The following is a 23,758-nucleotide window of genomic DNA, read 5'->3' on the forward strand; positions in this document are numbered from 1 at the left end:
CCTCCCGTCCCGCCCAGGGTGGTCAGCGTGGCGGCCCGAAGGGCTCCGCGCCCCGCAGCGGTGGCAAGCCGCCTGCTCGGTCCGGTGGCAAGCCTCCGGCGCGGTCCGGTGGGCCGTCGAGCGGGAAGCCCGTGCGCGACGGCGGCAAGCCCGCCCGCGACGGTGCCGGCCGCTCGTCCGGACCCCGGCGAACCGACCGCAACGACCGCGGCGACCGGCCGGCCCGCTCCGGCGACTGGAAGCGGTCCCGCGACGACCAGGGTCCGCGCACCAAGGACCAGCAGGAGTACGACGGCCCCGACCTGCCCGAGGACGTCACCGGAGCCGAGCTCGACCGTTCGGTGTCGTCCCAGCTCAAGGGCCTGCCGGAGAAGCTCGCGTCCCGGGTTGCTCGCCACCTGGCCGCCGCCGGCCTGCTCATCGACGAGGACCCCGAGACCGCCTACCGGCACACCCTGGCCGCCCGGGCCCGCGCGCCCCGGCTGGCCGTCGTCCGGGAGGCGGCCGGCGAGGCGGCGTACGCGTCCGGCCACTACGCCGAGGCGCTGGCCGACCTGCGCGCCGCGAAGCGGATGAACGGCGTGACCGCCTACCTGCCGATGATGGCCGACTGCCACCGCGCGCTCGGCCAGCCCGAGCAGGCGATCAAGCTCGCGAAGAGCCCTTCCGTGGCCGGGTTCCCGGCGGCGGCGAAGGCGGAGATGACCATCGTCGAGGCCGGTGCCCGGCGGGACATGGGCCAGCTGGACGCCGCGCTGCGCACCCTGGAGCTGGCGCCGCTCACCTCCAAGTCGCGCGAGTCGTGGGTCGTGCGGCTGCGCTACGCCTACGCGGACACGCTCGAGGCGGCCGGCCGGGAGGCGGACGCCCTGGCGTGGTTCCACCGCACCGACGCGATCGACGGTGAGCAGCTCACCGACGCCGCCGACCGGGCCGAGGCGCTCGAGAAGCGGATGAACGACTGACCCCTCTGGCGGCGGTGGCCGGCTCGCTCCGGCTCCCTTCGGGTCAGCGGCTGAGGATGGTCACGACGGCCGGGGAGCCGGCGAACTGCGTGGCCCACTGGAGCCCGTCGCGGTAGGCGACCCGGATCCGTTCGATGCTGACCGTCCCCGGCTGCTCGGCGCTCACCTCGAGGACGACCTCGTCGCCGGCGGTCATCGTCACTCCCTCGGTGCCGACGAGCTCGGAGCAGAACAGGTCCGGCTCGCTGGTCACGCCGACCGACCCGCCCCGGCACAGGTGCGGGGTGATCGTCACCGGGACCGTCGACTCCGCGAAGACCTTGATGCCGCGGACCTCCAGGGTCCGGTCGAAGCCGGCGTCCGCCTGGAACACGCCGACGTAGACCGGCTGTCCCACCGGCGTGGAGGCCGCCACCCGGGCGTCGGAGGTCGGCAGGTCGTCGGGATGGGTCGCGACGTAGCCGACCGTCGTGGCGACGACCGCGAGTCCGGCGAGCGCCGCCACCCGCACCAGCCACGGCGAGCGTCGGCGCACCCGGAGACGGTCCGGCAGCGCGTCGTCCCCGTGTGCGCCGGAGGTGTCCGACGTCATGCGGGCCACGGTAGTGGGGGGTGGCCCCGGCGCGTGCCGTCTTGACCTCGCCGGGTGCCGGAGGTTTCACTTCCAGGCAGCACCCTGCCGTCTCGGGCGAGAGGAGGCACCATGCTGCGGTTCTCCGGGGCAGGCGTCAGCGACGTCGGTCTGGTCCGCGCGTCCAACGAGGACTCCGGCTTCGTGGCGCCCTACGTCGCGCTCGTCGCCGACGGCGTCGGGGGAGCGGCCGCCGGTGAGATCGCCTCGGCCACCGCGGCGTACGCCGTGGCGGCGATCGCCCTGCAGCGACCGGGGGTCGACGCCGTACGGGTGGTGACCGAGGCGTTCGCCGCCGCTCGCGACAACGTCCGGCTCGGGGTGCAGCGGGACCTCAACAGGCTCGGGATGGCGACGACCCTCACCGTGGTGGTCACCGACGGCCGCACCGTGGTGCTGGGCCACGTGGGGGACTCGCGGGCCTACCTCCTGCGGGCCGGAGAGCTGCGGCAGATCACGACCGACCACACCTACGTCCAGCACCTGGTGGAGACCGGGCGGCTGTCGGACCAGGAGCGGGCCACGCACCCCTGGCGCAACGTCGTGCTGCGCTCGGTGGACGGCGACCCCGAGGGGTCGGGGCTCGACACCACGCGTCTCGACGTGCGGATCGGGGACCGCCTGATGCTCTGCAGCGACGGTCTCACCGACCTCGTCGACGACGCCCGGATCGCCGCGGTGCTGCGTGCGCAGGACCCCGAGGAGGCGGCGGCCGAGCTGACCGCGGCGGCGCTGGGCGCCGGGGGCAAGGACAACGTCACCTGCGTGGTCGTGGACGTGATCGACGGGCCGCGGGTGGTCGGCGACGGGCGGCTGCTCGGCGCGGTCTCCGACCCGCGCAACGTCGTCGACGCAGCCGCCATCCGACTCGCCTGACGTGCCAGACTCCTCCCCGTGAGGAACGTCGAGCGTCCTGCCCTCGAGGGCACCGTCGCCGTCCGCGACGGGCGCCGGTTGAGCTTCGCCGAGTACGGCTCTCCGCGGGGCGCTGCGATCGTGTGGATGCACGGTACGCCGGGGGCTCGCCGGCAGATCCCGCTCGAGGTGCGTGCCTCCGCGCTGGCCAACGACGTGCGGATCATCGGCATCGACCGACCGGGCATCGGGTCGTCGACCCCGCACCTCTACGACAGCATCAGCGACTGGACCGGCGACCTCGAGCTGCTGATGGACGCCTTGGCGATCGACACGTGTCGGCTCATCGGCCTGTCCGGCGGCGGTCCCTACGTCCTCGCGGCCGGCGCCAACCTGCCCCACCGGGTGCACGGCGTCGGCGTCCTCGGCGGTGTGGCACCGACGACCGGCCCGGACGCCGCCGACGGCGGGATCATCCAGCTCGCGGTGCACCTGGCGCCGTTGCTCCGGGTCGCCCGGGTGCCCCTCGGCATCGCGCTCACCCAGGCGATCCGGCTGGTGAAGCCGTTCGCGGGCACCGGCCTCGATCTGTACGCGGCGTTCCAGCCGCCGGGCGACAAGAACCTGCTGTCCCGGCCGGAGTTCAAGGCGATGTTCCTCGACGACCTCTTGAACGGCAGCCGGTTCCAGACCTCCGCGCCGATCAACGACCTGCTGCTGTTCACCCGGCACTGGGGGTTCAGCCCGGCGGACGTCTCCGTCCCGGTGCGCTGGTGGCACGGCGACGACGACCACATCGTCCCCTTCCGGCACGGTGAGCACGTGGTCGGCCTGCTCCCGGACGCCACGCTCACCACGATCGACGGCGAGAGCCACCTCGGTGGGCTGGGCATCGCCGAGGACGTCATCTCGACGCTGATGGAGCTGGGGCCGCGGCGTACCCGCGCCAGAGCCGCCAAGCGCCGTGAGATACCCAGCGGGTAGGCGAGACGCACGACGGCTCCGAGCAACGGACGCTCGAATACGCGAGCGGAGCGAGCGCGCCCGCGAGGCCGAAGCTCGCGGGGTATCCAGCCGGCCAACCACTGGTGCTCACGGGCCCCATGGGTCACAATGGGGGACACAACTACAGGCGTGTCATTACGGGACCCGTCATCTCATGGAGAAGTCGCTGGGGAAGGCGCACTTCGCGACCTTGAGGTGAAGGAGATCGACGTGACCGCGAACCGACTGACTGGCGACGTCCGAGCGGCCGAGCGCAGCACGCGTGGCGTGCTCTTCATCCACTCGGCGCCGTCCGCGCTGTGCCCCCACGTCGAGTGGGCCGTGGGCGGCGTCCTCGACGCGCCCGTGCACGCCCAGTGGATCCCCCAGGCGGCCCAGGCGGGCACCTACCGCACGGAGCTGTCCTGGGCCGGCCAGCCCGGCACCGCGGCCGCCATCGCCTCCGCCCTGCGCGGCTGGAACCACCTGCGCTTCGAGGTCACCGAGGACCCGACCCCCGGCAGCGAGGGCACCCGCTTCTCCTACACCCCCGAGCTCGGGGTCTTCCACGCCGTGACCGGCGTACACGGCGACATCCTGATCCCCGAGGACCGGCTCAAGGCCGCGGTGGTCAAGGCCGCGCTGGGCGACACCACGCTCCTCAGCGAGATCGACAAGCTGCTCGGCAAGCCCTGGGACGACGAGCTGGAGACCTTCCGGCACGCCGGCGAGGGCGCGCCGGTGCGCTGGCTGCACCAGGTCGTCTGAAGGGTCGTCTGGCCGGCAGTTGACTCAGCGTGGCTTCCGCAGCCGGAAGCTCACCGGGTCCAGGCTCCCGGCGGTGTTCTCGTTGTTGTCCTGCACCGACACGACGGCCTCGAGCCGGTAGCGGCCGGGCTTCGTCTTGGACCGGCACAGCCGGAACGTCGCGGTGCCCTGCTCCGGGTTGGCGCCCTCGGTGAGGTAGCCGAACCAGACCACCCGTCCGCCGGGACCGACCAGGCTGACGTTGAGGTCCCACAGGCCCTGCTCGGGCACGGTGACGGCGTAGGTGTAGGGGTAGTTGCGGCACGACCGCTTCAGCACGCCGTTCTCGACGCTCACGGACCCCCACTCGGGCTTGCTCTCCACCGCGGCGGCTGTACCGGCCGGCAGCAGCGTGCCCGCGACCACCGCGACCAGGCCGATCAGCCCGATCCGGGTCCTCGCGCGTCGTTCTCGTCGGTCTCTCACTCGCATCTCCCTCGTCACAGGAGCAACGAGGGAAGTCCCGCGCCGCTAGGGGCAGGCGCACGTGACCATGCCCACGCCGCCGCGGCGGGCGGCGTCATCGCCGCGCGCGCAGCCGGAACTTGGTCACGGGCAGCCAGCCGCTGACGTAGTCGTCGCCGCTCGAGTCCTGGACGGAGAGGAGGGCACGGATCCTGAAGACGCCGGGGCGTGTCGACGGCCGGCAGATCCGGAACCTGTCCACGCCCGCGGCGGGGTCGGTCCCGATGGCCATGGCCCCCGATCCCAGGGGGGTGCCGCCCGGACCGATGAGGAACGTCTCCAACGCCCAGTCGCCCTGGGGCGGGGTGAGCTGGTAGCGGTACGCGTAGTTGCGGCACCTGCGCTTGAGCACCCCGTTGTCCGCGGAGGTACTGCCCCACTCGGGATGCACCTCGGGCGCGGTCTCCATGGCGCGGGCCGGCGGCGCCAGGCCGACGCCGCCCACGAGCAGGCTCACCACGAGGGCCAGTGCGGCTCCGCGCGCGGTGTGGGACATGGGGCCTCCCTGTGACCGACGTCTCTCGGTCCAACGAGGGGCATCCCTCTCAGTTACGACCCAGCGACGGCTTACGCGGTCTCGAGACGGGCGCAGAGCGCCCTCCTCGACCACCGCCTTCGCTTGCTCGCTGCGCTCGCGTCGCTCATAGCGGGATGTTCCCGTGGTCGCCCTTGCGGACGCCGACGGTCTGGACGGCGTCGTCGATCGCGCGGGCGATCGCCGACCGGGTGGCGCTGGGCTCCACGATCTCGTCGACGACGCCGATCTCGACGGCCCGCTCGACGCCCCCGGCGAGGCGCTCGTGCTCGGCGGCCAGCTCGGCCTCGACCTTCGGGCGGATCTCGGGGGAGACGTCGGAGAGCTTGCGGCGGTGCAGGATGCGCACCGCGGCGACGGCGCCCATGACGGCGACCTCGGCCCCCGGCCAGGCGAACACCTTCGTGGCGCCGAGGGAGCGCGCGTTCATGGCGATGTAGGCGCCGCCGTACGTCTTCCGGGTCACCAGCGTGACCCGCGGGACCACGCACTCACCGAACGCGTGCAGCAGCTTCGCGCCGCGGCGGACCACGCCGTCCCACTCCTGGCCGACGCCGGGCAGGTAGCCGGGCACGTCGACGAGCACGACCAGCGGGACGCCGAACGCGTCGCACATCCGGACGAAGCGGGAGGCCTTCTCGGCGGACAGCGAGTCGAGGCAGCCGCCGAGACGCAGCGGGTTGTTGGCGACCACGCCGACGGTGCGGCCGCCGAACCGACCGAGGGCGGTGACGATGTTGGGCGCCCACTTCGCGTGGATCTCCTGCATCGTGCCCTCGTCGAGGACCGCCTCGACGAGCGGGTGCACGTCGTAGGCGCGCTTCTTGGACTCCGGCAGGATCGCGCCGAGATCGATGTCGGTGACCTCGTCGACGCGGAGGCTGCCCTGCGCACCCAGCAGCGCCGTCACGGTACGGGCCCGGGCCAGCGCCTCCTGCTCGGTCTCGGTGAGGATGTGCACGACGCCGGACCGTCGCCCGTGCGGCTCGGGCCCGCCGAGCCGCAGCATGTCGACGTCCTCGCCGGTGACCGAGCGGACGACGTCCGGACCGGTCACGAAGATCCGGCCCTCGGGTCCGAGGATGACGATGTCGGTGAGGGCGGGGCCGTAGGCCGCGCCGCCGGCGGCCGGGCCGAGGACGACGGAGACCTGGGGGATCTTGCCCGAGGCCTGGGTCATCGCCTGGAAGATCCTGCCCACGGCGTGCAGGGAGAGCACGCCCTCGGCCAGCCGCGCGCCGCCGGAGTGCCACAGCCCGATGATCGGGACACCGTCGGTCATCGCCCGGTGGTAGGCGTCGACCACCACCCGGCAGCCGACGTCGCCCATGGCGCCGCCCATGACGGTGGCGTCGGAGCAGAACGCCACGACGGGCGAGCCCTCGATCTTGCCGACCGCGGCGAGCATGCCCGAGTCGTCGTCCGGGGTGATCAGCTCGAGCGTGCCCTCGTCGACCAGCGCGGCCAGGCGCTTGACCGGGTGGCGCGGGTCCTCCTCGCGGGGGACCTTCGGCTTGGCCGGGGGTGCGGCCGTGGTCGTCATTCAGCGGCTCCCGAAGGCGACCGCGACGTTGGCGCCGCCGAACCCGAAGGAGTTGTTGAGGGCCGCGATGTCGCCCACCGGCAGGTCGCGGGCCTTGGTGGCGATGTCGAGGTCCACCTCGGGGTCCTGGTTGTCCAGGTTGATCGTCGGCGGGACCGTGCGGGTCTCGATCGCCTTGACCACCGCGACCGCCTCGAGCGCGCCCGCACCACCGAGCAGGTGCCCGGTCATCGACTTGGTGCTGGTGACGACGACCTGGCCCACGTGCGCGCCCAGGGTGGCGTGCAGCATCAGGCCCTCGGCGATGTCGCCCTGCGGGGTCGAGGTGGCGTGCGCGTTGACGTGGAAGATCGAGTCGGGACCGATCTCGGCCTCGGCGAGGGCGCGCAGGATCGCGCGTGAGCCACCGCGGCCGGCGGGGTCGGGCTGGGCGATGTCGTGGGCGTCGGCGGTGATCCCGGCGCCGAGCACCTCGGCATAGATCCGCGCCCCGCGGGCCAGCGCGTGCTCCTCGGACTCGAGGACCAGGACGCCGGCACCCTCACCGAGGACGAACCCGTCGCGGTCGACGTCCCACGGACGCGAGACCGTCGTGGGATCGCCACCGTCCTCCCCGGACGTCTTCTTCGACAGCGCCATCATGTTGGCGAACGCCGCCATCGGGAGGGGGTGGATGGCCGCCTCCGTGCCGCCGGCCACGACGACGTCGGCCCGGCCGAGCCGGATCTGGTCGATGGCCAGCGCGATCGCCTCGTTGCCCGACGCACACGCGGAGACCGGCGTGTTCACGGCTGCCCGCGCCCCGACGTACAGGCTGATCTGCGCGGCGGGGGCGTTGGGCATCAGCATCGGGACGGCGAGGGGGGAGACCCGGCGAGGACCCTTCTCCTTCAGCGCGTCGTAGTTGTCGAGCAGGGTCGTCACGCCGCCGATGCCGGAGGCCATCGCCACGCCGACCCGCTCGCTCTCCAGCTGGTCCTGCACCTCCGCCAGGCCCGCGTCCGCCCAGGCCTCCATGGCCGCGACCATGGCGAACTGGGAGGAGCGGTCCAGACGGCGGGCCTTGACCCGTTCGAGCACCTCGCTGGGCTCCACGGCGATGCGGCCGGCGATCCGGACCGGCATCTCCGCGGCCCAGTCGTCGTCCAGGTAGCGGACGCCCGAGCGGCCGTTGACGAGGGCGTCCCAGGTCGAGGGGACGTCACCGCCGACCGGGCTGGTCGTGCCCAGTCCGGTGACGACGACACGGGTGCGTTTCATGGTGGTGCCTCCTGGCGTGACGAGGGGAGCAGGTTGGCCGTCCCCTTGGAGCAGCGCGCGATCGGTCCGGGTCGGTCAGCCCTGGGCGCGCTCGATGAAGGCGACGGCGTCGCCGACGGTCTTGAGGTTCTTCACCTCGTCATCGGGGATGGACACGCCGAACTTCTCCTCGGCGGCGACGACGACCTCGACCATCGACAGCGAGTCCACGTCGAGGTCGTCGACGAAGGACTTGTCGAGCTGGACGTCGTCGGCGTCGATGCCGGCGACCTCGTTGACGATCTCGGCGAGGTCGGCGCGGATCTCCTCGGTGGTTGCCACAGGTGGTGTCCCTTCAGGTTGGGTGCAGCGGGTTGTTATCGGGGGCTTGCGGTGGAAACAGGTGGGCCTAGGGGACGGTGACGACCTGCGCGGCGTACGCGAGGCCGGCGCCGAAGGCGATCAGCAGGGCGGTGTCCCCGGACCTGGCGTCGCCCTCGGCGATCATCCGGTCGAGGGCGAGCGGGATGGAGGCGGCGGAGGTGTTGCCCTGCTCGGCGATGTCGCGGGCGATCCTGACGGTGTCGGGAAGCTTCATCGCGCGGGCCATCGCGTCGATGATCCGCATGTTGGCCTGGTGGGGGACGAAGCAGTCCAGCTCGTCCACGGTGATGCCCGCGCGGTCGAGCGCCTGCTGGCCGATCTTGGCCATCGCGTAGGACGCCCAGCGGAAGACCGGGTTGCCCTGCATGACCAGGTGCGGCATGACGGGCTGGTCGGAGGCCAGCACGTCGCGCCAGTCCTCGCGCTGCCTGATCAGGTCGAACTGCTCGCCGTCCGAGCCCCACACCACCGGACCGATGCCCGGGGCGTCGCTCGGCCCGACCACGGCAGCGCCCGCGCCGTCGGCGAAGATGAACGCGGTGCCGCGGTCGCCGACGTCGGTGAGGTCGGAGAGCCGCTCCACCCCGATCACCAGGACGTGGCCGGCGCTCCCGCCGCGGACCATGTCGCTGGCGAGCGCGACCCCGTGGCAGAACCCGGCGCAGGCGGCGGAGATGTCGAACGCCGCCGCCTGGTCGGTCCCCAGCTCGTGCGCGATCGCCGTGGCGACGGCGGGAGTCTGCAGCATGTGCGTGACCGTGGCGACCACGACGGCGTCGATCTGCCGGGCGTCCACACCGGCGTGCTCGAGCGCGCTACGGGCGGCCGCGACGCTCATGACCTGCACGGTCTCCTCGGCGGTCGCCCAGCGGCGCTGCTTGATCCCGGACCGCTGCTGGATCCACTCGTCGCTGGAGTCGATGGCCTCGACGACCTCGGAGTTGGGGATCACCCGGGACGGGCGGTAGGCGCCGATGCCGAGGATGGCCGCGTGGGTGGCGCCCGTGGCGGTGTTGAGCGTGCTGGTGGGCGTCGTGGTCATCAGTGGGTCGCCCCCTCGGGGTGCAGGCGGACCAGGGGCTGACCGGGGGAGACCAGGTCGCCGTCCTCGACCAGCCACTCGACCACCTGGCCGCCGTGGTCGGAGATGACGCTGATCCGGTCGCGGGTGCTGGCCACGTCGCCCACCGGTGCGCCGGCGGCGAGGACCGACGCGTCGGCGGCCTCCTCCGAGATGTGGAAGGTGCCCTTGGACGGGGCGACGACCATCCGCCACGTCGGTGAGCTCTCCATCTCGGAGAACTCCCCGTGCTTGTCGCAGAAGGCGCGGGCGTCGTCGAGCTGGTCGGGACTCTTGAGGGCGAACGTCTCGACACCCTTCATCGCGCGCTTGGCGATCCCGGTGAGCGTGCCGGCCGGCGGCATCTCCAGGAAGCCGGTGACGCCCAGGTCGAGCATGGTGTCCATGGACAGGTCCCAGCGGACGGGGCTGGCGATCTGGCCCACCATGCGCTTCAGCACCTCGACACCGTTGTGCACGACGCGACCGTCCCGGTTGGAGATCACCCGGGTGCGAGGGTCGTGCACCGAGACCGAGCGGGCCAGCGAGGCCAGGTGCCCGACGGCGGGGGACATGTGCTCGGTGTGGAAGGCGCCGGCCACGCTCAGCGGCATCAGCCGGGCCTTCGCCGGAGGCTCCTCGGCGAACGCCGCCAGCTGCTCCATCGTCCCGGCCGCGACGATCTGGCCCGGGCCGTTGTCGTTGGCGGCGGTGAGGCCGTGCTTGTCGATCGCGGCGAGCACCTCGTCCCGGTCTCCACCGAGCACCGCGGTCATCCCGGTGGGGGTCGCCGCGGCCGCGCCCGCCATCGCCTTGCCGCGCTCCCGGACCAGGACCATCGCCTGCTCGGCGGTGATCACCCGCGCGCCCGCAGCTGCGGTCAGCTCGCCCACGCTGTGGCCGGCGACGGCGCCGACCTTGCCGAACGCGTCGGTCGGGTGCGGGAAGATCCCGAGCGCGGCGACCAGGCCGGTCGCGACGAGCAGCGGCTGCGCCACCTCGGTCGCGCGGATCTGGTCGGCGTCCGCGTCCGTGCCGTAGTGGATGAGGTCGATGTCGGCCACGGTCGAGAGCCACTCGAACCGGGCCCGGAACGTCTCGTCCTCGAGCCAGGGGGCGAGGAAGCCGGGGGACTGGGCGCCCTGACCGGGCGCGACGATGACCAACACGGGCTCCACTCTGCCCAACCCGACGGCCCGACTCTGCTCCGGCACCCACGAACCTGAGGCCTGGTTCTTTGGAGGGTTCCTACAAATTCCGTGCGAGGATGTCGACGTGCCCGCCCGCGCCTCCAGGACCTCGCCGAAGCCGCGGGGCGCGGCCGACGCGCTGCGCCGCTCGACCGGGGTGCTGAGCACCGCGGCGACCGCCCGGATGGACGCCGACCTGCCGTGGTTCAAGGAGCTCAGTGCCGAGGACCGGTCCTGGGTCGGGCTCATCGTGCAGGCCGGCGTCCGCGCGTTCGTCGACTGGTTCCGCGACGGTGCCGGGTCGCTCAGCGCCGAGGGCCAGGCACTCGCGTCGTCGGTGTTCGGGGCCGCCCCCCGGGCCCTGGCCGGGGTGATCACGCTGCAGCAGACCGTCGACCTGGTGAAGCTCTCCATCGAGGTCGTCGAGAGCAACATCGACGCGCTGCTCGACCCGGCGGACGTCCCCGAGGTGCGCACCGCGGTGGCCCGCTACGCACGTGAGGTGGCCTTCGCGACCGCCGAGGTCTATGCCCGGGCCGCGGAGGCCCGCGGCGCCTGGGACGCCCGGCTCGAGGCCCTCGTCGTCGACGCGGTGCTCCGGGCCGAGGCCGACGAGACGGTGCTGTCGCGGGCGAGCGCGCTCGGCTGGGTCGGTCGCGGCGGGGTGGCGGTCGTGCTGGGGCAGGCGCCGTCGCGGGGCGGCGGCACGGACCTGTTCGACGAGGTCCGTCGGGTCGCCCAGACCGCAGGGCTCGACGCGCTCTGCGCCGTCCAGGGCGAGCGGCTGGTGGTCATCCTCGGCGGCGTCGCCGACAGCCGGGCCGCCGCCACCCTGCTGCGGGACCTGTTCGGCGACGGGCCCGTGGTGGTCGGACCCGTGACCGACGACCTGGTCGGCGCGTCGGTCTCCGCCCGGGCGGCCGTCTCGGGGCATCGCGCGGCCGCCGGCTGGCCGGGCGCGCCCCGGCCGGTGCTGAGTGGCGAGCTGCTGCCCGAACGGGCGCTGGCCGGCGACGGTCATGCCCGGCGGCACCTCGTCGAGGAGATCTACCTGCCGCTGGTGCAGGCGCGGGGGGCACTGGCGGAGACGCTGAGCGCGTGGCTGCACACCGGTGCCTCGATCGAGGGAACCGCACGCGTGCTGTTCTGTCACGCCAACACCGTGCGTTACCGCCTGAAGCAGGTCTCCGAGCTCACCGGCCTGGACCCGCGTGACCCCCGGGACGCCTTCACGCTCGAGATCGCCTTGGTGCTGGGCCGCCAGTCGGGCCGGGACGAGTAGCCGTTCCTCCCATGCATGCAGCGGCGTGTCAAGGGGTACTGTCGCCCGGATCCCCGAGAAACCCGCTAGAAACAAGGGGATTCGCAATCAATTCGTGTCCGGTTGGTCTGCCGTTGGCCCGATCGATGTGGTTGGATCTTGAAGCACCGACGGAGGGACGGGGAACGAACCATGGTGGTGCAGCACCCGCTCGAGCATGAGGTCCAGTTCGTCACCCTTCACGGCCACCGGCGCGCGTTCGTCAAGGTCGGCTCCGGGCCGGCCCTCCTGCTGCTGCACGGACTCGGCTGCGACCACACGACGTGGGAGCCGGTGATCGACGCCCTGGCCCGGCGCTACACGGTGATCGCACCCGACCTGCTCGGCCACGGGATGTCGGCCAAGCCGCGCGCGGACTACAGCGTCGGCGGCTACGCCAACGGCATGCGCGACCTCATCACGGTCCTGGGCATCGACAAGGTCACCGTCGTCGGTCACAGCTTCGGTGGTGGCGTCGCGATGCAGTTCGCCTACCAGTTCCCCGAGCGCACCGAGCGGATGATCCTGGTGGCCTCGGGCGGCCTCGGACCGGAGGTCAGCGCCGCGATCCGGTCGGTGTCGACGCCCGGTTTCCACCAGGCGATGGGCCTGCTGACCCTGCCCGGCATCCGGCACGTCGGCAAGGCCGGGCTGAAGGCGCTGTCCCGCACCGGTCTCAAGGCCACCCGCGACCTCGACGAGGTGGCCGAGATCTACGACTCGTTCCGCGATCCCTACGCCCGCGCCGCCATCCGGCACGTCGTCAGCGCCGTGGTCGACTGGAAGGGCCAGATCGTCACCATGGCCGACCGCGCCTACCTCACCGAGGAGATGCCGATGGCGGTCATCTGGGGCCGCGACGACCGGGTCATCCCGGTGCGGCACGCCTCCAACGCCGCCGCGCTCGCGCCCAAGGCCCGGGTCGAGGTCATCCCCAACGCCGGCCACTTCCCGCACAAGGACCACCCGCAGCGCTTCGCCAAGATCGTGCACGAGTTCATCCGCTCGACCGAGCCGGCGACGTACTCGCGGGCCCGATTCCGCTCGCTGCTCAAGAACGGGCGCACCACCTCGCTCAGCCCGCTCCGCGCTGTGCGCTCGGACGCGAGCTAAGCGAACGCAACCACACGTCGCGAGCGCAGCGAGCCTGGCGAGCGCCAGCGAGCGCGCCCCGCGATCGGACCGTCGCCCACGGTGGACGGCGAAGCTCCGCGCAGCGGAGCAAGCGGTCCGTCGTGGGTGCCGGTCCGAAGCTCGCGGGGGTAGAAATTACGCGTCCCCGCCCTCCTGCTTGACGTCGGCCACCGCGGTGGGGTCGTCGATGCGGTACTGCGCGAACGCCTTCTCGACCTGGCTGCGGTCGATCTCGCCGGCGTCGGCGAGCGCCTGGAGCGCCTGGACCACGACCGACTGGGCGTCGATGTGGAAGAAACGGCGGGCGGCGGGCCGGGTGTCGGCGAAGCCGAAGCCGTCGGCGCCGAGGACCCGGTAGTCACCGGGGACCCAGCGGGCGATCTGCAGCGGCACCGCGCGCATCCAGTCGGACACCGCGACGAACGGGCCGGGTGACCCGGCGAGCCGGTCGGCGACGTACGCCGTGCGCGGGCTCTCGCCGGGGTGCAGGAGGTTCCACTCCTCGGCGGCCGTGGCGTTGCGGGCCAGCTCGTTCCACGACGTGACCGACCAGGTGTCCGCGGCGACGCCCCAGTCCTCGCGCAGGATGCGGGCGGCCTCCTCGACCCACGGGAAGCCGACGCCGGAGGCCATCAGGGTCACCTTCGGCCCGTCGCCCTCGGCGGACGCGACCTGGTGGATGCCACGGAGGATCCCCTCGACGTCGACCTCGGCGGGCTCCTTGGGCTGCGGGACCGGCTCGTTGTAGACGGTGAGGTAGAAGATGACGTCCTCGCCGTGCGGGTGCGCCTCGTTGCCGCCGTACATCCGGTCCAGGCCCGACTCCATGATGTGCGCGATCTCGTAGGCGAACGCCGGGTCGTAGTGCACGACCGCCGGGTTGGTCGCTGCCAGCAGCGGCGAGTGGCCGTCCGCGTGCTGCAGGCCCTCGCCGGTCAGGGTCGTGCGCCCGGCGGTGGCGCCGATCAGGAAACCGCGGGCCAGCTGGTCGGCCATCGCCCAGATCGAGTCGCCGGTCCGCTGGAACCCGAACATCGAGTAGAAGATGTAGAACGGGATCATGTGCTCGCCGTGCGTGGAGTACGCCGAGCCGGCGGCGGTCGCGGAGGCCATCGCGCCCGCCTCGGAGATGCCCTCGTGCAGCATCTGCCCCTGCGCGGACTCCTTGTAGGACAGCAGCAGCTTGCGGTCGACCGGCTCGTAGAGCTGTCCGGCCGGGTTGTAGACCTTGGCGCTCGGGAACATCGAGTCCATGCCGAACGTGCGGTACTCGTCCGGCGCGATCGGCACGATCCGCTGCCCGATGTCGGGGTCCTTCATCCAGTCCTTCAGCAGGCGGACCGTCGCCATGGTCGTGGCGATCTTGTTCTTGCCCGAGCCCTGCTTGAGCTCGTCGTACATCGACGAGCCGGGGAGGTTGAGCGGCTTGGCCCGGAGCACCCGCTTGGGGAGCGACCCGCCCAGCTGACGGCGGCGCTCCATCATGTAGTCGATCTCGGGGGAGTCCGCACCCGGGTGGAAGAACGGCGCGGTGCCGGAGGACTCGTAGGCCTCCTCGATGTCGCGGTCGCTCATCGGGAGGTAGAGCCGGTCGCGGAACTTCTTGAGGTCGTCGAGCTTGAGCTTCTTCATCTGGTGGGTGGCGTTGCGGCCCTCGAGCGCCTCGATCGTCCAGCCCTTGATGGTGTGCGCCAGGATCACGGTCGGCTGACCAGTGTGCTTGGCCGCGGCGTCGAAAGCGGCGTACACCTTGCGGTAGTCGTGGCCGCCACGCGGCAGCTTCTCGATCTGCCGGTCGCTCATGTGCTCGACCATCTTGCGCAGCCGGGGGTCGGCGCCGAAGAAGTGCTCGCGGTTGTAGGCGCCGTCCTCGACCGAGTAGGTCTGGAAGGCGCCGTCGGGCGTCTTGTTCATCTGGTTGACCAGCACGCCGTCGACGTCACGGGCGAGCAGCTCGTCCCACTCCCGGCCCCAGATCACCTTGATGACGTTCCAGCCGGCGCCGCGGAAGTTGGCCTCGAGCTCCTGGATGATCTTGCCGTTGCCGGTGACCGGTCCGTCGAGCTGCTGCAGGTTGCAGTTGATGATCCAGGTGAGGTTGTCGAGCTCCTCGCGGGCCGCGATCCGGATCGCCCCGAGCGACTCGGGCTCGGCCATCTCGCCGTCCCCGAGGAACGCGTAGACGGTCTGCTGCGAGGTGTCCTTGATGCCGCGGTTCTGCAGGTAGCGGTTGAACCGCGCCTGGTAGATCGAGTTGATGCCCGTGAGGCCCATGGAGACCGTCGGGAACTCCCAGAACTCCGGCATCAGCCGCGGGTGCGGGTACGACGACAGGCCCTTGCCGACGCCGTGCTGGACCTCCTGGCGGAACCGCAGCAGCTGCTCCTCGGTGAGCCGCCCCTCCAGGAACGCGCGGGCGTAGATGCCCGGCGAGCCGTGGCCCTGGATGTAGATCTGGTCGCCGCCGCCGGGGTGGTCCTTGCCGCGGAAGAAGTGGTTGAAGCCGACCTCGTAGAGGCTCGCCGCCGACTGGTACGTCGCGATGTGGCCGCCGACCTCCAGGCCGGGCCGGTTGGCGTCGGACACCATCACCGCGGCGTTCCACCTGATGAAGGCCCGGATCCGGCGCTCGATCTCCTCGTCACCGGGGAACCAGGGCTCGCGCTCGGGCGGGATCGTGTTGATGTAGTCGGTGCTGCGCAGGGCGGGCACGCCGACGTTCATCTCGCGGGCCCGCTCGAGCAGCCGGAGCATCACGTAGCGGGCCCGGTCGCGGCCCCGCTCGTCGATCAGCTGGTTGAACGAGTCGAGCCAGTCGGTGGTCTCGTCCGGGTCGATGTCGGGCAGCTGGGTCGGGAGTCCCTCGTGGATCACAGTCGGGACCGGGACGCTGCGCGTGGGGGAAGACGGGGTGGAAGGATCACTCACCCGTCCATCCTGTCACTCCCCGTGAAGGGCGACGACCTACCGACAAGTAGCCCGACCGGGTCCCTTCGAGGGGGTGTGACGGCAGGTCCGGCTTGCATGCGGGGTGGACTTCCGATGGACTATCGCCCAGATCCGCCCGGTCCGCGGGCGGGAGACCGAGTAGGGGGAACCGCAGTGAGCCAGACGGGCGCCGCGGCGAACGCGGCCGATCGCCTGGGACTCACGGCGGGCATGGTCGTCCAGGAGCTGGGCTGGGACAACGACACCGACGACGAGCTGCGCATCTCGATCGAGGACGCGATCGACGCCGACATGGTCGACGGTGACTACGGCAACGTCGTCGACGCGGTGCTGCTGTGGTGGCGTGACGAGGACGGCGACCTGGTCGACGGCCTCGTCGAGGCGCTCACCGACCTGGTGGGCGGCGGCTCCATCTGGCTGCTCACTCCCAAGGTCGGCCGGCCCAACTCGGTCGACCCGGCGGACATCTCCGAGGCGGCCCCGATCGCCGGCCTGGCGCAGACGACCACGGCCGCGGTGAGCAAGGACTGGGCGGCGACCCGGCTGATCGCCCCCAAGACCGTCTCCTGACCTCGACCACCTCGCGTGGCATCCTTCACACCGTGCTGCCCTCGGTGCTCGACAAGCTGACGACCCGCGCCTCGTCCGCCGGCTACGGACTGAAGGTCCTGGCCGGCTCGGGGATCATCCGGCCCTACTCGCCGGTCGCCCTGGCCAAGGCGGCCGCGCTGCTGAAGTCGTACGGGACCGGACCCGCCGGTGGGTTCCTCGCGATGGCGACCCTGGTGCCCCACAAGGTCTGGGTCGTGGACGAGCGAGGTGACCTCACCTTCAGCGAGGTCGACCGCCGGACCAACGCCCTGGCCCGCGCGCTGCAGAAGCAGGGCGTCGGCGAGGGCGATGCCATCGCCCTGATGGCCCGCAACCACCGCGGGTTCGTCGAGGCCACCGTGGCGGCGGCCAAGCTGGGCGCCGACCTGATCTACCTCAACACCGCGTTCTCCGGCCCGCAGCTGGTCGACGTGCTGGAGCGGGAGGACCCCACCGTCGTCATCCACGACGAGGAGTTCACCGGGATGCTCGACAAGGCGGACGTCGACAAGCGGGTCCTGTCCTACTCCGACGGCGCGGCGGAGAACACCCTCGACGCGCTGATCGAGGCCGAGCGGGACGACTCACCGCTCGAGGCGCCGGACCACCACACCCGGATCATCATCCTGACCTCGGGGACGACCGGGACGCCGAAGGGCGCTCCCCGCAACGAGGCCGGCATCGACGCGGCGATCTCGCTCCTGTCCCGGATGCCGCTGCGCCAAGGGTGGACGGTGCACATCGCGGCACCGCTGTTCCACACCTGGGGCTTCGCGCACATGATGCTGTCCCTGCTGCTCGGCCACACGATGGTGCTGCGCCGCAAGTTCGACCCGGAGGCCGCCCTCGCGGCCGTCGACGAGCACAAGTGCTCCGGGATGGTGGTCATCCCGGTGATGCTGCAGCGCATCCTGGCGCTGCCGGACGAGACCCTGGACAAGTACTCGCTCGACACGGTCGAGGTCGTGGCCGCGTCGGGCTCCGCCCTGCCGGGCGACCTGGCGATCTCGTGGATGGACCGCTTCGGCGACAACCTCTACAACACCTACGGCTCGACCGAGGTGGCCTACGCCTCGATCGCGACGCCCGCCGACATGCGCAAGTCACCCACGACGGCCGGGAAGCCGCCCTGGGCCACGGTCGTGAAGATCTTCGACGAGAAGTCCGACCGGGAGCTGCCACAGGGTGAGTCCGGCCGGATCTTCGTCGGCAACAGCCTGCTGTTCGAGGGCTACACCGGCGGCGGGAACAAGGACATGATCGACGGGCTGATGTCGTCGGGCGACGTCGGCCGGTTCGACGAGGACGGTCTCCTGTACGTCGAGGGCCGTGACGACGAGATGATCGTGTCCGGTGGCGAGAACGTCTTCCCCAAGGAGGTCGAGGACTGTCTCGCCCGGCACGAGGCCGTGGCGGACGTGGCCGCCGTGGGGGTCGACGACGACGACTTCGGCAAGCGGCTGCGGGCGTTCGTCGTGTTCCGCGACGGCATGAACGCCTCGGAGGACGAGCTCAGGTCCCACGTCAAGGACAACCTGGCCCGCTTCAAGGTGCCCCGCGACATCGTGATCCTCGACGAGCTGCCTCGCAACGCGACCGGCAAGGTGCTCAAGCGCGACCTCGCCCGGCACGACGAGGAGAACGCCGGGGACCAGGACGGGGACCAGGACGGGGACCAGGACGGGGACCAGGACGCGTGACCGGGCTCGAGATCGGCTCGGTGGCACCGGACTTCACGCTGCGCGACCAGTTCGGCCAGGACGTCAGCCTGGCGGCGTACCGCGGCGAGAAGGCGGTCGCGCTCGTCTTCTACCCCTACGCCTTCTCGGGGGTGTGCACCGGCGAGATGGCGGGGCTCCGGGACCGGCTCGCCGAGCTGATGACCTTCGGCTCCGAGGTGCTCGCGATCTCCTGCGACCCGGTCTACTCGCTGCGCGCGTTCGCCGACGCCGACGGGCTCAACTTCCCGCTGCTCTCGGACTTCTGGCCGCACGGCGAGGTGAGCCGCGCCTACGGGGTGTTCAACGAGGACCGCGGCGCCCCGCGCCGCTCGTCGTACGTCGTCGACCGGGACGGCGTCGTGCGCTGGTCCGTGCACAGCGACGGGCCCGCCAGGGACCTCGACGAGCACGTCCGGCAGCTCCAGAAGTACGCCTGATCCACGCGTGATCCACGCCCTGGCAACAGGCCGGGAAAGCCACGATTTCATGGTCTGGACCATCGCTCGAAGTTGCGGTGTTTCGGATTGTCCGGCCCCTCGGCGGCGGCTACGGTAACCCGAGTTGAGCCGCTGGTGACCCGAGACGCCAGCGGCTCAACTCATTTCTGACCACGGTGGTACGCCCTTCCGGACCGACTCGCCGTATCGTGTGCGCGGCGCCGTCCCGGCGCCCGAGCGGGCGTATAGCTCAGCGGTAGAGCACCTCCCTTACAAGGAGGTGGTCGGGGGTTCGATCCCCTCTGCGCCCACGCGAGGACCCACCCCCGAGCGAAACCACGTGTCGGCGCTCACGCCCCCGTGTACGGGCGGCCCGACGCGGGCACCGCCCACCGGAACCCGACGCCTGCCGTACGGCCGGCGTCGGCCCGTCAGGGGTCGGCGACCACGGGGAGTGCCGGGGGAGGCTGGCTGAATAGGGTGCGGGGGGTGGTGACGCCCCCCGCACCTCCAGACGCCGGCGCGGACCTCGCCGACCGGATCCGCTCCGCACTCGCGGGCGCGGGAGACCCGGTCCGGGCCGAGGGCCAGCAGCGCTACATGAAGTCCGCCATGCCCTACCGGGGGCTGACCTCGCCGGAGCTCCGGTTGCTGCTCCGGCCGCTGCTCCGGGCCTACGAGCCCGGCTCGCGCGCCGACTGGGAGTCGACGGTGCTCGACCTGTGGGACCGGGCGACGCACCGCGAGGAGTGGTACGCCGCCCTCGCGGTCGCCCGGCACAGATCGGCCCGGGCCTGGCTCGACCCGGAGTCCCTCCCGCTCTGGCGGCACCTGGTCGTGACCGGCGCCTGGTGGGACGTCGTCGACGAGACCGCGACCCACCTGGTGCGGGACACGCTGGCCGGCCACCCCGGGGTCGTGACCCCGGTCATCGACGCCTGGTCGGTCGACGACGACGTCTGGCTGCGGCGGACCTCCGTGATCTGCCAGGTCGGCCGGGGCGCGGACACCGACCGCGACCTCCTGCTGCGCTCGGTCGAGGCCAACCTGGAGGACCCGTCGTTCTGGCTGCGCAAGGGGATCGGCTGGGGCCTTCGCGACTACGCGCGGACCGACCCCGACTGGGTCTGGGCCCAGGTCGACCGGCTGGGCGACCGGCTGTCGAGGCTGTCGCGGAAGGAAGCGACCAAGCATCGGCCCGTCGATGGCTGAGCCGCGAGTGCAGCCAGCGCGTGGAGTGGTGTCGACCAGGTCGGGGCTGACGCGGCTCCGGGCTCAACCACCGGCACGGCATGTGGCAGCATCGCGCAGGTGACAGAGGGGTCTATCGCGCAACGGCTGGACGGCCAGCACGTGCTGCTCACCGGCGTGACCGGCTTCGTCGGGGAGGCTCTGCTGCACCTGATCCTGAGCGACGTGCCCGGCCTGCGCACCAGCGTCCTGGTGCGGCCCAAGGGATCGACCCGCGGCGCCGACCGGACGGCGAAGCTGCTCGAGAAGCCGGTCTTCGCCGACCTCGTCGAGGCGGCGGGTGGCGTCGAGGCCCTGATGCGCGACCGGGTCGCGGTCGTCGAGGGCGACCTGGCCGACGTGCCGGAGCTGCCCGCGGACATCGACGCGGTCGTGCACTGCGCGGGGGACGTGTCGTTCGACCCGCCCGTCGACGAGGGGTTCACGACCAACGTGATCGGTGTGCGGGACCTGCTCGCCCGCATCGACCAGGCGCGCGAGGCGTCGGGCAAGGACGTCCACTACGTCCACATCTCCACGGCGTACGTCGCCGGCCGCCGCCGGGGCAGCATCCCGGAGGCCCCGGTCGACCACGACGTCGACCTGGAGACGGAGCTCGCCTGGGGGCTGGGCCAGCGCCGGGCCGTCGAGGACCGGTCCCGCGGCGCCGACCTGCTCACCAAGGAGCGCAAGAAGGCGGAGAAGGAGCACAGCCGGGCCGGCCTCCTCACCGCCGCCCGCGCCACCGAGGCGGCCCGGAAGCAGTGGGTCAAGGACGAGCTCGTGCGGATCGGCACGGAGCGCGCGCGCAGCCTGGGGTGGACCGACTGCTACACCTTCACCAAGGCCATGGGGGAGCGGGTCGTCGAGCGCTGGGCCGCCGATTCGCCAGGGAGCGAGTACAGCGGCCCGCGGACGGCCTCGATCGTCCGGCCGAGCATCATCGAGTCCGCGCTCGAGAAGCCGCACATCGGCTGGATCGAGGGCTTCAAGATGGCCGAGCCGCTGATCCTGGCCTACGGTCGCGGCGAGCTCCCCGAGTTCCCCGCCTCGCCGGACACCATCGTCGACATCGTGCCGGTCGACCACGTCGTCGCCGCGATCGTCGGGGTGCTGGCGCACCCGCCGCGGCCCGGGGAGGTCGGCTACTTCCACGTGTCCAGCGGCGACCGCAACCCGCTGACCTTCAACACGCTCTACAGCTCGGTGCGCACCTACTTCGACCGACACCCCTTCACCGCCGGGGACCGCGGGGCGGCGCGGCTGCCCGAGTGGCGGTTCCCCGGCGCCCGCTCGGTGGAGCGGTTGCTGTCGACCAGCGAGAAGGCCTGGAAGGTCGCCGACTACGCGATGGGGCACGCGCCGCGCAGCGACCGGGCTCGCGAGCTGGCGCGCAAGCTGCACCAGCAGGGCCGCCGGCTGGAGTTCCTGCGGCGCTACCTCGACCTCTACATGGAGTACGCCACCGCCGAGCTGCGGTTCTCCGACAAGCAGACGATGGCCCTGTTCGACTCGCTGTCGGAGGAGGACCGGTCGACGTTCGCCTTCGACACCTCGGTCATCGACTGGCCGCACTACTTCATCGAGGTGCACTGCCCGGCGGTGACCGCGCCGGTGCGGCGCCTCGACGAGCTCCGGGCGCTGCGCAAGCGGTCCACCTCGAGCGGTCTGCGGGGCGTGAAGACCGCAGCCGAGGGGTCCGCCGCAGGCGGCGCCCCTCAGGTGGCGGCGTTCTTCGACATGGACGGGACGCTGCTCTCGTCCAACGTGATCGAGACCTACCTGTGGGTCCGGCTGCGGGAGCTCGACGGCACGGAGCGGCTGGCCGAGCTGAGCCGGATCGCGTCCAAGGTGCCCAGCCTGGTGCAGGCCGAGCGGCGCTCCCGCAGCGACTTCCTGCGCGGGATCTACCGCGAGTACCAGGGCGCCCGGCTCGCCGACCTCAACGCCGTCGCCGACGACTTCCTGACCGACCACGTGCTGTCGCGGCTCTCGCCCGACGCCGTACGCCGGATCCGCGAGCACCGCGCGGCCGGGCACCACACGGTGCTGATCACCGGCGCGATCCGGCCGCTCACCCGGCCGCTGCGCCCGCTCTTCGACCACATCGAGGCCGCCGACCTCGCCGTGGACTCCCGCGGCATCTGCACCGGCCACCTGGCCTCGTCCCCGCTGGTCGGGGAGTCCCGGGCTGCCTGGATGAGGTCCTACGCCGCCGAGCACGGGATCGACATGCAGGCGTCCTACGGCTACGCCGACTCGCACTCCGACCTGCCGCTGCTCGAGGCGATCGGCAACCCGGTCGCGGTCCGGCCGGACATCCCGCTCTACCGACATGCCCGGCGCGCGCACTGGGACGTCGCCGACTGGGCCAGCCCCACCGGCGCCACCCGTGGCCTGGACCCGGCGAGGCGATGACCATGATGCTCGCCCTCGAGATGTTCCGCTCCCTGCCGCGCACGGTCGCCGGCAAGGCGATGGGGGCCCGGATGCCCGGCCTGCTGTCCGGCTACGCCGCGCCGCTGCGCCTGGTGACCATCGACCCGCCCAAGGCCGACCGGCCCGGCTGGGCCCGGGTCCGCACCCGGCTGTCGGGCATCTGCGGCTCCGACCTGGGTGCGCTGTCCGGCAAGACCAGCCTCTACTTCTCGGCCGTGGTGTCACTGCCCTTCGTCCCCGGCCACGAGGTGGTCGGCGAGCTCCTCGACGACTGCGAGGACCTGCCCGCGGGCACCCGGGTCGTGCTCGACCCGGTCCTCACCTGCGCCGTGCGCGGTGTCGAGCCGTGCGAGAACTGCGCGCTCGGCGCCACCAACCGCTGCAGCCGGATCACCGTGGGTCACCTGTCGCCGGGCCTGCAGACCGGCTTCTGCAAGGACACCGGCGGCGGCTGGGGTCAGCAGCTGGCCGCGCACCGCAGCCAGATGCACGTCGTGCCCGAGGGCTGCTCCGACGAGCAGGCCCTGCTGGTGGAGCCGGTCGCCTGCGCGGTCCACACCGCCCTGCGGGCCGGCGTGCAGCCCAACGACCGGGTCCTCGTCAGCGGCGCGGGGTCGGTCGGGCTGTTCGCCACGCTCGCCCTCCGTGAGCTGACGCCCGCCGGGGAGATCATCGTGGTCGCCAAGCACGGCCACCAGCGCGAGCTCGCGCTCGAGCTGGGCGCCACCGAGGTCGTGGCGCCCGGGGAGGTGCTGCGCCGGGTACGCCGCTCGACGGGCGCGTTCCAGCTCAAGCCGGAGTTCTCCTCGCCCTACCTCCTCGGCGGCGTCGACGTGGCCGTCGACGCGGTCGGCAGCAAGCAGTCGCTCGAGACCGCGCTGCACGCCACCCGCGCCGGTGGCCGGGTGGTCATGTCCGGGATGCCCGCGCCCGCCGACCTGTCCGCGGCGTGGTTCCGCGAGCTCGAGCTCGTCGGGACGTATGCCTCGTCCGGCGACGCGTTCCCCCGGGCGCTCGAGCTCGTCGCGCACGACGCCGTCGCCCGGATCGCCAAGTCCGTCGCCAGCTATCCGTTGCACCGCTGGCGGGAGGCGCTCGACCACGCGCACTCCGCCGGCGGGCTCGGAACAATCAAGGTCGCCTTCGATCCCAGGAGTTCACAGTGAGTCGCCCAGGTTTTGTGTTGGAGGTCGACGACCGCACGCCCCCGCTCGTCGTGCACGAGGGGCTCGGCTTCCGGCTGGAGGACAAGTTCCCACTCGGCACCCGGGTCGTCTACCCGCCCGAGTCCCTCCCCGC

The 23,758-nt window shown here is 72.1% G+C and carries 21 protein-coding genes and 1 tRNA gene; 13 read left to right on the forward strand and 9 right to left on the reverse strand.

What is annotated here, in order from left to right; translation table 11 throughout:
* Nucleotides 1-965, forward strand: a 965-nt coding sequence (locus JHD21_RS09235; protein WP_292673835.1) for a tetratricopeptide repeat protein, incomplete at its 5' end; no start/stop codon positions are given.
* A gap of 43 nt (nucleotides 966-1,008) precedes the next feature.
* Here the strand turns inward: JHD21_RS09235 and JHD21_RS09240 are convergent.
* A complete protein-coding gene (locus JHD21_RS09240; RefSeq protein ID WP_292673838.1) occupies nucleotides 1,009-1,557 on the reverse strand; it encodes a hypothetical protein in 549 nt (182 codons plus the stop codon).
* A 111-nt stretch (nucleotides 1,558-1,668) separates the two neighbouring features.
* On the opposite strand from JHD21_RS09240, the gene JHD21_RS09245 reads away from it, so the two are divergent.
* The 3 genes from JHD21_RS09245 (at nucleotide 1,669) to JHD21_RS09255 (ending at nucleotide 4,203) form a co-directional block, all read left to right on the forward strand.
* On the forward strand, nucleotides 1,669-2,472 hold the full coding sequence (locus tag JHD21_RS09245) for a protein phosphatase 2C domain-containing protein (RefSeq protein ID WP_292673840.1): 804 nt from the start codon (nucleotides 1,669-1,671) through the stop codon (nucleotides 2,470-2,472).
* A gap of 18 nt (nucleotides 2,473-2,490) precedes the next feature.
* Nucleotides 2,491-3,435 carry an alpha/beta hydrolase gene (locus tag JHD21_RS09250; RefSeq protein ID WP_292673842.1) on the forward strand — a complete coding sequence of 315 codons (945 nt, stop codon included), beginning with the start codon at nucleotides 2,491-2,493 and terminating at the stop codon, nucleotides 3,433-3,435.
* Between the two features lie 231 nt (nucleotides 3,436-3,666).
* Complete coding sequence (locus JHD21_RS09255; protein WP_292673843.1) at nucleotides 3,667-4,203, forward strand: DUF3145 domain-containing protein; 537 nt, start codon at nucleotides 3,667-3,669, stop codon at nucleotides 4,201-4,203.
* Between the two features lie 24 nt (nucleotides 4,204-4,227).
* Here JHD21_RS09255 and JHD21_RS09260 read toward each other — a convergent pair whose 3' ends face one another.
* The 7 genes from JHD21_RS09260 to JHD21_RS09290 all read right to left on the reverse strand — a co-directional run bounded on the left by JHD21_RS09260 (nucleotide 4,228) and on the right by JHD21_RS09290 (nucleotide 10,637).
* A complete protein-coding gene (locus JHD21_RS09260; protein WP_292673846.1) occupies nucleotides 4,228-4,668 on the reverse strand; it encodes a hypothetical protein in 441 nt (146 codons plus the stop codon).
* A gap of 94 nt (nucleotides 4,669-4,762) precedes the next feature.
* On the reverse strand, nucleotides 4,763-5,203 hold the full coding sequence (locus JHD21_RS09265; protein ID WP_292673849.1) for a hypothetical protein: 441 nt from the start codon (nucleotides 5,201-5,203) through the stop codon (nucleotides 4,763-4,765).
* Between the two features lie 145 nt (nucleotides 5,204-5,348).
* A complete protein-coding gene (locus JHD21_RS09270; protein WP_292673851.1) occupies nucleotides 5,349-6,785 on the reverse strand; it encodes a carboxyl transferase domain-containing protein in 1,437 nt (478 codons plus the stop codon).
* Complete coding sequence (locus tag JHD21_RS09275) at nucleotides 6,786-8,045, reverse strand: beta-ketoacyl-[acyl-carrier-protein] synthase II (RefSeq protein WP_292673853.1); 1,260 nt, start codon at nucleotides 8,043-8,045, stop codon at nucleotides 6,786-6,788.
* Nucleotides 8,046-8,120: 75 nt separating this feature from the next.
* Nucleotides 8,121-8,366 carry an acyl carrier protein gene (locus JHD21_RS09280; protein ID WP_292673856.1) on the reverse strand — a complete coding sequence of 82 codons (246 nt, stop codon included), beginning with the start codon at nucleotides 8,364-8,366 and terminating at the stop codon, nucleotides 8,121-8,123.
* A gap of 67 nt (nucleotides 8,367-8,433) precedes the next feature.
* Nucleotides 8,434-9,450, reverse strand: a complete 1,017-nt coding sequence (locus tag JHD21_RS09285) for a beta-ketoacyl-ACP synthase III (protein WP_292673858.1) — start codon at nucleotides 9,448-9,450, stop codon at nucleotides 8,434-8,436.
* A complete protein-coding gene (locus tag JHD21_RS09290; protein WP_292673860.1) occupies nucleotides 9,450-10,637 on the reverse strand; it encodes an acyltransferase domain-containing protein in 1,188 nt (395 codons plus the stop codon). The genes JHD21_RS09285 and JHD21_RS09290 overlap by 1 nt, the downstream gene beginning before the upstream one ends.
* 106 nt (nucleotides 10,638-10,743) lie before the next feature.
* On the opposite strand from JHD21_RS09290, the gene JHD21_RS09295 reads away from it, so the two are divergent.
* Nucleotides 10,744-11,940, forward strand: a complete 1,197-nt coding sequence (locus JHD21_RS09295; protein WP_292673862.1) for a helix-turn-helix domain-containing protein — start codon at nucleotides 10,744-10,746, stop codon at nucleotides 11,938-11,940.
* A 171-nt stretch (nucleotides 11,941-12,111) separates the two neighbouring features.
* Entirely contained in the window at nucleotides 12,112-13,071 is a 960-nt protein-coding gene (locus JHD21_RS09300; protein WP_292673864.1) for an alpha/beta fold hydrolase, read from the forward strand.
* A gap of 156 nt (nucleotides 13,072-13,227) precedes the next feature.
* Here JHD21_RS09300 and aceE read toward each other — a convergent pair whose 3' ends face one another.
* Complete coding sequence (aceE, locus tag JHD21_RS09305) at nucleotides 13,228-16,020, reverse strand: pyruvate dehydrogenase (acetyl-transferring), homodimeric type (RefSeq protein WP_365695761.1); 2,793 nt, start codon at nucleotides 16,018-16,020, stop codon at nucleotides 13,228-13,230.
* 174 nt (nucleotides 16,021-16,194) lie between these two features.
* Between aceE and JHD21_RS09310 the strand changes: the two genes are divergently transcribed.
* The 7 genes from JHD21_RS09310 to JHD21_RS09340 all read left to right on the forward strand — a co-directional run bounded on the left by JHD21_RS09310 (nucleotide 16,195) and on the right by JHD21_RS09340 (nucleotide 23,625).
* Nucleotides 16,195-16,611 (forward strand): DUF3052 domain-containing protein, encoded by a 417-nt coding sequence (locus JHD21_RS09310; protein WP_292673865.1) that lies wholly within the window; start codon nucleotides 16,195-16,197, stop codon nucleotides 16,609-16,611.
* A 32-nt stretch (nucleotides 16,612-16,643) separates the two neighbouring features.
* Nucleotides 16,644-18,332: an AMP-binding protein gene (locus tag JHD21_RS09315; protein WP_292673868.1), complete on the forward strand. Its 1,689-nt coding sequence runs from the start codon at nucleotides 16,644-16,646 to the stop codon at nucleotides 18,330-18,332.
* Nucleotides 18,329-18,790 (forward strand): peroxiredoxin, encoded by a 462-nt coding sequence (locus JHD21_RS09320; RefSeq protein WP_292673871.1) that lies wholly within the window; start codon nucleotides 18,329-18,331, stop codon nucleotides 18,788-18,790. Before JHD21_RS09315 ends, JHD21_RS09320 begins: the two co-directional genes overlap by 4 nt.
* Nucleotides 18,791-19,029: 239 nt before the next feature.
* Nucleotides 19,030-19,101: transfer RNA gene (locus tag JHD21_RS09325), tRNA-Val, on the forward strand.
* 178 nt (nucleotides 19,102-19,279) lie between these two features.
* The gene (locus JHD21_RS09330) at nucleotides 19,280-20,002 is read left to right on the forward strand and encodes a DNA alkylation repair protein (protein ID WP_292673873.1); all 723 of its coding nucleotides are present in this window, start codon (nucleotides 19,280-19,282) and stop codon (nucleotides 20,000-20,002) included.
* 99 nt (nucleotides 20,003-20,101) lie between these two features.
* Nucleotides 20,102-22,438, forward strand: coding sequence for an HAD-IB family hydrolase (locus tag JHD21_RS09335; protein ID WP_292673876.1), 2,337 nt, complete (start codon nucleotides 20,102-20,104; stop codon nucleotides 22,436-22,438).
* 2 nt (nucleotides 22,439-22,440) lie between these two features.
* Complete coding sequence (locus JHD21_RS09340; RefSeq protein WP_292673878.1) at nucleotides 22,441-23,625, forward strand: zinc-binding dehydrogenase; 1,185 nt, start codon at nucleotides 22,441-22,443, stop codon at nucleotides 23,623-23,625.
* Nucleotides 23,626-23,758 lie beyond the last annotated feature (133 nt).

This window comes from Nocardioides sp. (genome assembly GCF_016462705.1).
In the GTDB taxonomy this organism is placed as follows: domain Bacteria; phylum Actinomycetota; class Actinomycetes; order Propionibacteriales; family Nocardioidaceae; genus Nocardioides.

Excerpts from the sequence above, each read along its gene's own strand:
- JHD21_RS09240 (WP_292673838.1), bottom strand. The coding sequence starts at position 1,557 with ATGACGTCGGACACCTCCGGCGCACACGGGGACGACGCGCTGCCGGAC.
- JHD21_RS09245 (WP_292673840.1), top strand. The coding sequence starts at position 1,669 with ATGCTGCGGTTCTCCGGGGCAGGCGTCAGCGACGTCGGTCTGGTCCGC.
- JHD21_RS09265 (WP_292673849.1), bottom strand. The coding sequence starts at position 5,203 with ATGTCCCACACCGCGCGCGGAGCCGCACTGGCCCTCGTGGTGAGCCTG.
- JHD21_RS09270 (WP_292673851.1), bottom strand. The coding sequence starts at position 6,785 with ATGACGACCACGGCCGCACCCCCGGCCAAGCCGAAGGTCCCCCGCGAG.
- JHD21_RS09275 (WP_292673853.1), bottom strand. The coding sequence starts at position 8,045 with ATGAAACGCACCCGTGTCGTCGTCACCGGACTGGGCACGACCAGCCCG.
- JHD21_RS09285 (WP_292673858.1), bottom strand. The coding sequence starts at position 9,450 with ATGACCACGACGCCCACCAGCACGCTCAACACCGCCACGGGCGCCACC.
- JHD21_RS09300 (WP_292673864.1), top strand. The coding sequence starts at position 12,112 with ATGGTGGTGCAGCACCCGCTCGAGCATGAGGTCCAGTTCGTCACCCTT.
- JHD21_RS09340 (WP_292673878.1), top strand. The coding sequence starts at position 22,441 with ATGATGCTCGCCCTCGAGATGTTCCGCTCCCTGCCGCGCACGGTCGCC.